The organism is Actinomycetes bacterium, from assembly GCA_036510875.1.
Classification (GTDB): domain Bacteria; phylum Actinomycetota; class Actinomycetes; order Prado026; family Prado026; genus DATCDE01.
Genome location: DATCDE010000155.1, coordinates 1 through 11,771, shown reverse-complemented (window position 1 = coordinate 11,771; position 11,771 = coordinate 1). Strand labels below are relative to the sequence as shown.

At 68.5% G+C, this 11,771-nt stretch carries 9 protein-coding genes and 1 pseudogene; 8 read left to right on the top strand and 2 right to left on the bottom strand.

The features are described from left to right. Positions 1 to 210: 210 nt before the first annotated feature. Positions 211 to 1,122 carry an ABC transporter substrate-binding protein gene (locus VIM19_09095; protein HEY5185036.1) on the bottom strand — a complete coding sequence of 304 codons (912 nt, stop codon included), beginning with the start codon at positions 1,120 to 1,122 and terminating at the stop codon, positions 211 to 213. Positions 1,123 to 1,178: 56 nt separating this feature from the next. On the opposite strand from VIM19_09095, the gene VIM19_09090 reads away from it, so the two are divergent. The 8 genes and pseudogenes from VIM19_09090 (at position 1,179) to VIM19_09055 (ending at position 11,400) form a co-directional block, all read left to right on the top strand. Continuing rightward, the gene (locus tag VIM19_09090) at positions 1,179 to 2,435 is read left to right on the top strand and encodes a M24 family metallopeptidase (GenBank protein ID HEY5185035.1); all 1,257 of its coding nucleotides are present in this window, start codon (positions 1,179 to 1,181) and stop codon (positions 2,433 to 2,435) included. 17 nt (positions 2,436 to 2,452) lie between these two features. Continuing rightward, complete coding sequence (locus VIM19_09085; protein ID HEY5185034.1) at positions 2,453 to 4,003, top strand: NAD(P)/FAD-dependent oxidoreductase; 1,551 nt, start codon at positions 2,453 to 2,455, stop codon at positions 4,001 to 4,003. A 59-nt stretch (positions 4,004 to 4,062) separates the two neighbouring features. Next, positions 4,063 to 4,665 carry a carboxymuconolactone decarboxylase family protein gene (locus tag VIM19_09080; protein ID HEY5185033.1) on the top strand — a complete coding sequence of 201 codons (603 nt, stop codon included), beginning with the start codon at positions 4,063 to 4,065 and terminating at the stop codon, positions 4,663 to 4,665. A 14-nt stretch (positions 4,666 to 4,679) separates the two neighbouring features. Next, a complete protein-coding gene (locus VIM19_09075; protein HEY5185032.1) occupies positions 4,680 to 5,738 on the top strand; it encodes an alpha/beta hydrolase in 1,059 nt (352 codons plus the stop codon). Between the two features lie 59 nt (positions 5,739 to 5,797). Beyond that, positions 5,798 to 6,736, top strand: coding sequence for an NAD(P)-dependent oxidoreductase (locus VIM19_09070; protein ID HEY5185031.1), 939 nt, complete (start codon positions 5,798 to 5,800; stop codon positions 6,734 to 6,736). A 90-nt stretch (positions 6,737 to 6,826) separates the two neighbouring features. Continuing rightward, positions 6,827 to 8,035 carry a Xaa-Pro peptidase family protein gene (locus tag VIM19_09065; GenBank protein HEY5185030.1) on the top strand — a complete coding sequence of 403 codons (1,209 nt, stop codon included), beginning with the start codon at positions 6,827 to 6,829 and terminating at the stop codon, positions 8,033 to 8,035. Between the two features lie 39 nt (positions 8,036 to 8,074). Beyond that, positions 8,075 to 9,574, top strand: a pseudogene (locus tag VIM19_09060) (NAD-dependent succinate-semialdehyde dehydrogenase). Between the two features lie 122 nt (positions 9,575 to 9,696). Then, entirely contained in the window at positions 9,697 to 11,400 is a 1,704-nt protein-coding gene (locus VIM19_09055; protein HEY5185029.1) for a SulP family inorganic anion transporter, read from the top strand. On the opposite strand, the gene VIM19_09050 is transcribed toward VIM19_09055, so the two are convergent. Continuing rightward, positions 11,397 to 11,771 (bottom strand): hypothetical protein (locus VIM19_09050; protein ID HEY5185028.1); only part of this gene is annotated, 375 nt, incomplete at its 5' end. The genes VIM19_09055 and VIM19_09050 overlap by 4 nt on opposite strands.

Sequence of the window (11,771 nt, the reverse complement as noted above, 5' to 3'; positions counted from 1 at the left end):
CCGCCGCGGGAACAAGGGGGCGGTCGATCCCAGCCTGATCCCGATCACCGTCCCCGAAGTCCGGCGCTTGCTCACTCGTCTCGTCTGGCAGCAACCAGCCGAACCTCGCTTCACCCTCGGCCGGTCACGCTGGCGACGACGACACCAAGCGCGCGCCCGACGCTGCCACCACGCAGCTCGAGGAGCCGCCCCATAAGTGCGGCTGTAGTACTAGGCAAGCGGGGGTTCACGCCGGAGCCGGCCGGGGTCAGTCCCTACGTCGAAGCCGCCCGCTCGACGCCGAAGGTCGACCACCAACGCCCAGCCTTCCGGATCGAGTCGGCCGTCCGGCACCAGCCCGTCGCGCGGGTCGACCACGCTGCGATAGACCTCGTCCGCGACCCCCTTCGGCACGTCCAGGCCGGCCCCCAGCACCGAGGTGACCATCGATCCCCGCCTCGGGTCCAGCGTGTCGGCCACCGCCTGGTCCCACGCCGACAGGAACCGCACTATCGCTGGTCCCCGGTCGTGGATGACATCCGCCTTGGCAGCGAGCACCGCCCCCGGATAGGGCCCAAGGGCCGCAGAGACCCGAACGAGACGAACCGCCCCTCGCCGCTCCGCAAGCACGTCGTGCCCGCTCCCGAGCAGGGTGGCGTCACACCCGCCGGCCGCAAGTTCGACCGCCCGCCGCGGGGTGGAGCCCAGCTCGACCAGCTCATAGTCGCCGACACGCAGACCCGCAGCCTCAAGCACCGCGTACAGGGCGTAGGCGAAACCGGATGCTGCGGAGTCGACCCCGATCCGAGCACCCCGCAGGGCGGCGATCCCTGACGTCCCGGCCCTAGCCATCAACGACAGCCCCATCCCCCCGTCCACCGCTCGGAGCACCCGCACGTCGACCAAGGAACCGATCGGATTGCTGTGATTGACGCGATAGGTCAGCACGTTGTCCGGGCTGGTCAGAAGGACGTCCAGCTCGCCCCAGACAAGCCTCCGGAACTGGTCGACCGACGAGGCCACCGGTTGCTCGACGACATCCACTCCGTAAGCCGTGTAGGTCCCTTGAGCCGCAGCCACCCTCGACACAATCGACAGGCTGAAGTAGCCGAGCCGGATTCCCTTCGCATCGGTCTCGGTCAACGTGCGGAACCTCCCACGGGACAGCTTCGCGGAACACTTGACAGTCGTGGCTTGCCATGGGTGATACTGCCATAGCTGCAAACGTTTGCGGTACGGAACCCTCGAGAAGGTGCTGCCGTGATTCCTGCTTCGCACGCACGAATCAACGAGACGACGACGCGGTGAGTCACGCAGGGGCGGAGGGTGACGCATGGGTCTTCTCGTCCGAGGAACTCGCCAGGCGCCGGGTGGCCTTCGAGGACCTCATGGCCAGCGCTGGGGTCAGCCAAGCTGTGGTCTACGGGGCGAACCGGTCGGGCGCTGCCGTTCCCTGGCTCACCTCTTGGCCGGTTACCCGAGAGGCTCACGTGCCGGTGACTCCTGGAGAACCGTTCGTCCTGCTCGTGCCCTACCACAACCGTATAGCGAACGCCGAGCGGCTGGCTGTCGACTCCGAGGTGCACTGGGCCAGCCCTGACCCAGTCGCCACGCTGACTGACCGGCCGGCCGGCCGCGCCACCGGGCCGGTTGCTGTCGGCCCCCTCCCCTACGACCAGCACCGATCCCTGGGGGCAAGCCGATCACTGAACCCGCTCGACCGCGGCTACGTCGGACCAAGTCGGACCAAGTCGGATGAGGAGATCGCGGCCTTCTGCGGGGCTGCCGAGCTCGCCGAGCATGCGGCCGAGATGCTCACCGGGCGCGACTCCGTGGGTGCCACCGAGCATGAGCTGTCCGCCCTCGTCGAAGCGGCCTCCATCGCGCGTGGCGGTAGTCATCACATCCGCTACCTCAGGGTGACCTCGATGATTGAGCCAGACCGATGCGTCCCCTTGCCGTGGCCGAGCGATCGGCTGCCTAAGATCGGCGACCTCCTCACGTTCGCGCTGTCGGCATCGGCTGCACCGGACTACGCCGGCCAGCTGCTGCGGACCTTCACCGTCGGGGCTGAGCCCACCAGCCTGCTCGCCGATCTGCACGACGCCGCGTCGGCTGCCCTCGAAGCAGTGGAGGGCAGGCTCCGAGCCGGCGTTCTCCCCGCCGAGCTGGTCGAAGCAGCGTCCGTAGACGAGGCGGCTGGTTTCACGACTGTCGACACCCTCGTGCACGACTTCGGCGGCGGCCACATACCTCCCGTCCTCGGCTCGCCGAGCCGACAACTGACCCCGCCGCCGGACGACCCGCTGGAGGCCGGAATGACCGTGGTCGTGCAACCCAACGTGGTCACCAATGACCGTCGGCTCGGCGTTCAGACGAGCGAGCTGCCGCTGGTGACGGAGAGCGTCCCGCAGCGACTCCACGCGTTCCCTGGCGGACTCGGCCGCGCGGCATGAGAGGGCCAGGAACCGAGATGGCCCGCAATGTTGCCGATGTCGTGGTGATCGGCGGAGGTCACAACAGCCTCATCGCCGCTGCCTACCTGGCCAAGGCAGGAGTTGAAGTCGTCGTCTTGGAGGAGCGCCACCTCATCGGCGGGAACACCGTGACCGAGGAGCTCACGCTCCCCGGGTTCCGTCATGACACGTGTTCCAGCGCCCATGTGCTGATCCAGTCGAACCCTGCGATCCGCGAGGGCGAGCTCGACCTGAGCTCGTATGGACTCCACTACGTCTGGACGGACCCAGCCGTGGTCCTGCCCTTCACGGATGGGTCAAGCTTCGTGGTCCATCGGGATGCGGAACGAACCGCGGAGGAGATCGCAAAGTGGAGCGACGCCGACGCGCAGGCGTTCCTCGAGCTCCTGGCCGACTGGAGGGAGGGCCTCGGCAGCGCGCACATCCGCTGGAACGAGGGTGACCTCGACCCCGGTCGCTCGGATGCAGATGCGCGCTACTTGACGATCCGGACCGGTTCAGCGTTGGACACGCTCCGGGCGCGCTTCAGCCACCCGAAGACTCTCGACGCGATGGCTTGGTTGTCGTTCGCGACCATCCAGCGCATCGACCGGGCCGGTACGGGAATCCTGCCCTTCTCGATCGCCGCGGGCCGGATCGCCTACGGCTGGGCCACGCCACTCGGTGGGTCCGGGGAGCTTCCGAACGCGCTGGCCCGGATGATCGAGGACCACGGAGGCACTGTGATAGTCGGTCAGGCAGTGGAGCACATCCTGGTCGAGCACGGCCGGGCAAGTGGCGTACGAACTGCGGACGGGCAGGTGTGGGCGGCCCGACGCGCGGTGCTCTCCAGCGCCCACCTGACCCACCTGCCGGGCATGCTCGCCGGCACACCATCCGCTGCTACGTCAGTGGCCGCGGCCAGCGCTGCATGGCGTCCGGGCCTGAGCCTGTTCGCGGTCCATCTGGCCCTCCGAGAACAGGTCAGGTACTCGACCGACCGAGGACCGCTCGAGTCGGTGGCCGGTGGCCTCGGGTCCGTGGACGGCAGCCTCTCCCAGTACCAGCTCTTCGATCGAGGGCAATGGGATGCGCGCGATCCCTGGCTGCTCGTCGTCTGCTCGACGATCGTCGATCCGAGCCGTGCACCCGATGGTCAGGGCACGTGCAAGTTCCTCACCGTCGCCCCCTACACGTTGTCGGACGGCCGCGACTGGGAGACCGAGAAGCACGAATTCGCCAGAGCTCTGCTGGAGCGCGCCACACGGCGGATCGATGGGCTAGCCGACGCGGAGGTCCTGGCGGTCGTTCCCGAGAGCCCGCGCGACCTCGAACGGCTGAACCGGCACAACGTCGGGGGCTCCTGCCACGGCGGCGAGATCGTTGGATCGGACGGCGAGGTCCTCATGGGCTGGCCCTCTCACCGCCTCCCAGTGCCCGGGCTTTACCTGACCGGGTCGACGTCCCATCCCGGTGGTTCAGTGGCTGGCCGGGCTGGCCGCCGCGCAGCCCAGGTGCTGCTCTCCGACCTCGGCATCGACCCGGCCACGGTGATGGCGATCCGCTAGCTCGTGCTGCCGCATACACCCAAGGAGGAGAGATGAGCGGTCCCCAGAGGATCAGCTACGTGCCGCTGGAGTCGCTGGACCCTGCCATGAGAGAGGAGTTGGCGCGCTGCGCTCAGTTCGGCACACCGCGACCGGAGAGCCAGGCGGTGCGGGCGCACGTCCCTGCCGTGTTCTGGTCCTTCGCGCACTCCTGGCAGGACGTCTTCCGCAATGGTGTCTGCGACCATGAGGTCAAGGAGCTGTGCCGGGTCTACGTGTCTCGTACCGTCAAGTGCGAGTTCTGCGGCAACCAGCGCTCGGTCCAAGCCGCCGAGAAGGGCCTCACCGAAGGCAATTACGACCAGCTGCTCAACTTCGAGAGGTCTGACGCGTACGACGAACGCCAGAAGGCAGCCCTGGCGTACGCAGAGGCGATCACCTGGCGGCTGGATCCGGACGAGGCGTTCTGGCATCGGATGCATCGCCACTTCACCGAGCCGGAGCTCGTCGAGCTTGGATACTTCATCGCGATCACCATGGGTCAGCAGAGCTGGTTGCGCCTGCTCAACATCGACCACCACCAAGTCCTCGCAGGAGGAGCAGCCTCACTCGCGCCCGGAGTCGAGACCCCCGAACGGCTCGCCGAAACTCGGCAGGCGGCGGACTACTGGGCCAAGCCCTGAACCGGAGGTCCACCATGGACGCGCAGGTTCGCGATGCCGTCGCCCACTGGGCTCCGCGGTTCACAACCAACGGGGTCTCGGTCGCCGACTTCGAGACCATCACTCGGGGGCTCGCTTGGGACGACTGGTGCGGTGCTTGGAGCCACGTCGCGGCTGAGCACGAGCAACTGGGTCGAGAGGCCTTGTCCCTGGGGCAGACGAAATCGGCGGGCGCCCACCTCGCTCGCGCCGCCGTCTACTACCACTTCGCCAAGTTCGTCTTCGTCAACGACCTCGAACAGCAACGCGAAGCCCACTCGAGTGCCGTCCGGTGCCTCAACGATGCGCTGCCGCATCTTGACCCCCCCGGACAACGCCTCGAGATTCCGTTTGAGACCGGGACTCTGGTCGGTGTGTTGCGCAGACCGAACGGTCCGGGGCCTCACCCGCTGGTGGTGCTCGTGCCGGGCCTTGACTCCGCGAAAGAGGAGTTCGGCACCACCGAGGCGCTCTTCCTCGAACGAGGACTGGCCACGTTCTCGGTAGACGGCCCCGGACAGGGCGAAGCGGAGTACGGCCTCGCGATTCGCGGAGACTGGGAGGTTCCTGGCCGCGCCATCCTCGACCATCTCGTGACGTTCCGGGACATCGACCCAGAACGTCTCGGGGTATGGGGAGTCAGTCTGGGCGGCTACTACGCACCGCGGTGGGCCAGCGGCGACCCGCGTCTTCGCGCCTGCATCGCCGTGGCTGGCCCCTTTGACTTCGCCGAATGCCTCCCGGCAGCCCCGGAGCTCACCCGCAACGCGTTCCGCATCCGGTCGAAGAGCCGAGACGCGCAGGAAGCGCTGACACGGGCGGGCGAGCTCACGCTCGTTGGACGAGCACATGACATCCGCTGCCCCCTTTTGGTCGTCTTCGGCAAACAGGACCGGCTCATCCCGTGGCAGCAGGGGCAACGACTCGCCGACGAAGCCGCGGGCGAACTGCTGCTCCTGGAGCGCGGAAACCACGGCTGCATGAACGTCGCAGCGTTTCACCGGTATCGGTCCGCCGACTGGATGGCCGCCCAGCTGCAGGCCGCTTCCGGTTGACACAGCCCCCGTGTCTCTCTAGTCTCGCAATCGTTTGCATCCTTGGAAGGGAAGGATAAATGGTGGATGAAGACCCGTCGGGGCGGCGCGTCGGCTGGATCGGGACCGGCCGTATGGGCTACGCCCTGGCGGACCGGCTGGCCAAGGCTCGGCTCGACGTCGCGGTCTGGAACCGCACCCGCGCCAAGGCCGAACCCCTCGTCCGCTCAGGGGCCACCGTCGTCGACGATCCGGTCGAGCTCGCCGACCGCGACATCGTGCTCACCATGGTGTCAACCGACGGCGACCTGGAGCAGGTCATCGACCAGCTACTGGCCGACGCTGGACGCACTCCGACCCATGTCGTCGACTGCTCGACCGTCTCGGCCGAGTGTTCGGCCAGAGTGAGGACCAGACTGGCAGATCGTGGTGCCACCTTCGTGGCTGCGCCAGTGAGTGGAAACGGCAAGGTCGTCAAGAGCGGCCGGTTGACTCTCGTGTGCTCCGGTCCCCAGGAGGCGTTCGATGCCGTCCGCCCGGTGCTCGAGTTGCTGGGCAGCCACGTCACGTACGTCGGGTCCGACGAGCACGCACGGCTCGTGAAGATCTGCCACAACCTGTTGCTCGGCGTCGTGACCCAGAATCTGGCGGAGATCACGGTCCTCGCCGAGAAGGGCGGGATCCCGCGCGCGGCGTTCCTCGAGTTCATCAACAACAGCGTCATGGGCTCGGCGTTCACCCGGTACAAGACGCCCGCGCTGGTCAATCTGGACTTCACACCGACTTTCACACCGGTGCTGCTCCGCAAGGACTTCGACCTGGGTCTACGCGCCGCCGGGGAACTCGGCGTGCCTATGCCCGTGGTGGCTGCCGCCCGCGAACCGGTACAGGCAGTGATCGCCCAGGGCCACGGCAAGGAGGACTTCGCGGTTCTCCTCAGGCTGCAGGCAGAAGTCTCCGGACTCGAGCTCGTCTCAGAGGACGTTGTCGTGAGCGACGGGCTCGAAACCGCAGGCTGAACGAGAGGATCGACGACCCTAGTGAGCACGATCGAGCACACCTCCGCCCAGGCACGCACTGGCAACCCGACTCCCGCCAGTCCCGGTCGGATGGGAGTCGACTTCGAGGAGCGCGTGGAGTTCGGCCGACTGCGGAAGTACCGGCTCAGTCGGGCCCGCGCCGCCCTCAACAACTCCCAGCTCGGCGCCATCCTTCTCTTTGACATCAACAACATCCGCTACGTCTCAGCGACCATGATCGGCGAGTGGGCGCGCGACAAGGTAGCGCGGTACACGCTGCTCACCCGAACCGGAGAGCCGATCGTCTGGGACTTTGGATCCGCGGCGAAGCATCACCGTCTCTACTCGCCATGGATCGAGCCGTCGAACAGCCGAGCCGGCATGCTCGGGTTGCGTGGAGCGGTGGCGCCGGACGCGGGGTTGATCGCGGCGGCAGTCGCTGAGATCTACGCGATCCTTGTGGAGCAGGGCGTGGCCACGATGCCGCTCGGCGTTGACATCGCAGAGACGCCGATGATCCTCGAGCTTCAGCGCATCGGCCTCGAGGTGCGGGACGCCCAGCAGGTCATGCTCGACGCCCGTCTGATCAAGTCCGCCGACGAGATCATGCTGTTGTCCACGGCGGCCGCGATGGTCGATGGCGTGTACCAGGACATCAGCGAGGCGCTCAAGCCAGGCGTCCGGGAGAACGAGATCGTCGCGCTGGCCAACAAGCGGCTGTACGAGATGGGCTCGGACGACGTCGAGGCGATCAACGCGGTGTCCGGGGAGCGGTGCAATCCGCATCCGCACAACTTCTCCGATCGGCTCATCCGCCCCGGTGACCAGGCGTACTTCGACATCATCCAGTCCTACAACGGCTACCGGACGTGCTACTACCGCACCTTCGCCGTCGGCCGGTCGACCCCGTCCCAGCGGGATGCGTACACCAAGGCCCGGGAGTGGATCGATCTCGCGATCGACATGGTCCGGCCGGGGGTGGCGACCGATGAGATCGCTCGGCTGTGGCCCAAGGCTGAGGACTTCGGTTTCGAGAACGAGATGGCGGCCTTCGGGCTGCAGTTCGGCCACGGTCTGGGCCTCGGCCTGCACGAGCGGCCGATCATCTCCCGGCTGAACTCCCTGGACCATCCGGTGGAGCTCCAGGAGGGCATGGTCTTCGCACTGGAGACCTACTGCCCGGCCAGTGATGGCCACTCCGCGGCGCGGATCGAGGAGGAGGTTGTGGTGACCGCCAACGGGGCACAGCTGCTGACGCTCTTTCCGGCCGAGGAGCTGTTCATCGCCAACAAGTACTAGCTGCACCCGGACCGAGAGGATCGACACGGCGATGCCGTCATGACCATGGATGTCGAGAGCGGCCCGCAGGCCCACCGGTCCCCCGAGGTGGCTACGCTGCGGGCCGGCGTGCCCACCGAGCTGTTCATCGGGGGCGCCTGGGTGGCGGGCCGGGACGGTCGCCGCATCCCGGTGCTCGACCCCGCCACGGGTGACGAGCTCACCAGCGTAGCCGACGGCGCCGTCGACGACGGCCTGGCCGCGGTGGCCGCCGCGAGCGCACGCCCTGCCGGCCTGGGCGGCCACCGCTCCGCGGCAGCGCGGGGAGGTGCTGCGCCGAGCGTTCGAGCTAAAGGCCGAGCGGGCCGAGGACCTAGCTCGGCTCATCGTGCTGGAGAACGGGAAGGCGCTGGCCGACGCCCGGGGCGAGATCGGGTACACGGCCGAGTTCTTCCGCTGGTTCTCCGAGGAGGCGGTCCGCGCGGTGGGTGCGGTGCAGACCGCGCCGTCGGGGCGAACCGGATCCTGGTGCTGCGCCAGCCGATCGGCGTCGCCGTCCTGGTCACGCCGTGGAACTTCCCGGCCGCCATGGCCACCCGCAAGATCGGCCCGGCGCTGGCGGCAGGCTGCTCGGTGATCCTCAAGCCGGCGTCCGAGACCTCGCTCACCGCGCTGGCGATCGCCGCGATCCTGGCCGAGGCCGGGGTGCCGGACGGCGTGGTCAACGTGCTGCCCTCCCGCCGGTCCGGCGCGGTCGTCTCGGCCATGCTGCACGACCCGCGGGTCCGCAAACTGTCGTTCGCCGGCTCGACCGAGGTCGGCCGCCGGCTGCTCGCCGAGGCGGCGGACTGCGTGGTCAGCTCCTCGATGGAGCTCGGTGGGAACGCGCCGTTCCTGGTCTTCGACGACGCCGACCTCGACGCTGCCGTAGCCGGCGCATTGCTCGCCAAGATGCGCAACGGCGGCGAGGCCTGCACCGCGGCGAACCGGTTCTTCGTCCAGCGCGGCATCGCGCCGGAGTTCGTCGCAGTGTTCTCGGCGGCGATGGCTGGGCTCCGCGTCGGTCCCGGGCTGGAGGACGGGGTGCAGCTCGGCCCCCTGGTCAACGCCGACAGCCGGGACAAGGTCGCAGAGCTGGTGGCGGAGGCCGTCGCGGCCGGGGCCACAGTCGCCACCGGTGGGCAGACGCACAACTTCCAGGAAGGCTTCTTCTACCCCGCCACCGTGCTCGTGGACGTGCCTGCGCACGCCGGGATCCTCGGCGAGGAGATCTTCGGTCCGGTCGCCCCGGTCGTGGTCTTCGACACCGAGGCCGAGGCCATCGAGCTGGCCAACCGCACCGAGTACGGCCTGGTCTCCTACGTCTACACCGCAGACCTGGCCCGCGGCCTGCGGGTCAGCGAGGCCCTCGAGTCGGGCATGGTCGGGCTCGACCGGGCGCTGGTCTCCGACCCGGCCGCACCGTTCGGCGGGGTCAAGCAGAGCGGCCTCGGGCGCGAGGGCGGCCACGACGGGCTGCTCGAGTACCTCGGGAGCAAGTACATCGCGGTGCAGTGGTGACCGAGCTGCCGCAGTAGTCCCGACACCCAGCCGGATTCGTGGCCGGAGTCGGTCAACGGTGGCAGGCTCACGACAGTGCGGTCGCAGGGACCCGCCGCGGGCCAGGCACCGGGAGGGCAGCAGTGGACGTCGTCCCCTTACCGCTGCGTAAGTACGAGCGGGCCTGGCTCGCCACGGACATCCTGGCCGGGGTCACCCTCGCCGCCGTGGCGATCCCGGAGACGATGGGGTATACGTCCATCGCTCAGACGCCGCTCGTCACCGGCCTGTACACGGTGATCTTCCCGACCATTGCGTTCGCGCTGCTCGGTTCGTCCCGGCTGCTCGTCGTCGGCGCCGACTCGGCAACCGCGGCGATCCTGGCTGCCGGGCTGGGTGGGCTGGGCATCGCCGGGCTGACGCCGGGATCGGCGACCTGGCTGGCCTGGGCCAGCCTGGTGGCCCTGCTCTGCGGGGCGATGCTGCTGGCCGCCCGGTTGCTGCGGCTCGGCTTCCTCGGGGACTTCCTGAGCGCGTCGGTGTTGGTGGGCTTCCTGACCGGCGTCGGGATCCAGGTGCTCACCGGCCAGATCCCCGACATGCTCGGGGTCCCCAAGCCGTCCGGGAACTGGTTCCAGCAGCAGTGGGACACGCTGAAGGCGCTGCCGCAGACGAACCTGGCCACGCTCGCGTTCTCCCTCGGCGCCCTGCTGATCATCGTGGGGTTCAAGCGGTTCCTGCCCCGGGTCCCCGGGTCGATCGTCGCAGTGGTGCTGTCCATCGTGGTCGCCACGGTGGCGGATGCCGGCGCGCACGGCGTTGCCCTGGTCGGCTCCGTCCAGGGCGGCTTCCCGCCGATCGGGCTGCCGCACGGTCTCACCTGGAGCGACATCCCGCTGGCCCTCGGGATCGCCTTCGCCTGCTTCGTCGTGATCGTTGCGCAGAGCGCGGCGACGTCGCGCAGCTTCGCGCTCAAGCACGGCCAGCGGGTGGACATCAACCGCGACATCCTCGGGCTCAGCGCCAGCAACCTGGCGGCCGGGCTCTCCGGCACCTTCGTGGTGAACGGAAGCCCGACCAAGACCGAGATCCTCGACGAGCAGCGGGGACGCACCCAGGTCGCCAACCTCACTATGTCCGCGGTCGTCCTCGTGGTCGTCCTGGTCGCCACCGGGCTGCTCGCCAACCTGCCGAAGCCGGTCCTCGCCGCCATCGTCTTCCTGATCGGCTACGGGCTCATCGACGGGAACGGGCTGAAGCTGATCAACAAGCGACGTCGCAGCGAGTTCGTCATCGCCTGCGCCACCGGGTTCGTCGTGTTCGGGGTCGGGGTCGAGCAGGGCATCATCCTGGCCGTGGTGCTGTCGATCCTCGAGCTGGTCCGGCGGCAGTACCGGCCGGCCGACTTCGTGGTCGGGGTGGACCAGGACGGCCAGCCCACCTACCAGATGGCGTCGCCGGGACTGCAGAGCCTCCCGGGGCTGGTGGTCTTCCGGTACGACGCCGACCTGTTCTACGCCAACGCCAACCGGTTCACCGATGACGTCGAGGCGCTGTTCCAGTCGGCGCCCGACCCGGTGCACTGGCTGGTGTTGGACTGCTCCTCCATCGACGACGTCGACTACTCGGCGGGCATCGCCCTGGGCGGGCTCATCGACTACGTGCACGCCCATGCTGCGCACTTCGCCATCGTCCGCGCGGACGCGGGCCTGATCAGGACGCTCGAGCTGTACGGGCTGCTCGACAAGTTCGGCCGCAGCCGCGTCTTCGGCAACCTCGAGGACGCCTTCGACGCCTATCGCGCTGACCCGAGCCCGCACACACCAGACGAGAGACGTGCTCGCTAGCCGCAGACGCGGTACGTCGCGGTGTTCGTCAGCTCGATGCCCTGCGGCACGACCGGCGCGCTCGTGCTCGCGCTCGCCGAGGCGCTCGCCGTGGCCGACCCGGTCACTGAGGACGATGCCGACGCGGTCGGCGCCGGCTTGGCAACCTTCGGGTACTGGCTCGGCAGCGAGAAACCGGGCACGTTGCTGCCGAAGGACTCGAGGATCTGCGCCGCCGGGTAGGGGTCCACGAAGGTCACCGAGGCACCGCCGGCGGTGCCGAAGGTCGACGGAAGCACGTAGTGGCGGGTGGTCAGGTGACCCTTCGTCGCCAACGACACGGCGGTGGAGATGAGCTCCGGGATGCTCAGCCCAGCGTCTGTGGTGATCTC

Coding starts and splice junctions, on each gene's coding strand:
- VIM19_09090 (HEY5185035.1), top strand. CDS start 1,179: ATGGGTGATACTGCCATAGCTGCAAACGTTTGCGGTACGGAACCCTCG.
- VIM19_09085 (HEY5185034.1), top strand. CDS start 2,453: ATGGCCCGCAATGTTGCCGATGTCGTGGTGATCGGCGGAGGTCACAAC.
- VIM19_09075 (HEY5185032.1), top strand. CDS start 4,680: ATGGACGCGCAGGTTCGCGATGCCGTCGCCCACTGGGCTCCGCGGTTC.
- VIM19_09070 (HEY5185031.1), top strand. CDS start 5,798: ATGGTGGATGAAGACCCGTCGGGGCGGCGCGTCGGCTGGATCGGGACC.
- VIM19_09065 (HEY5185030.1), top strand. CDS start 6,827: ATGGGAGTCGACTTCGAGGAGCGCGTGGAGTTCGGCCGACTGCGGAAG.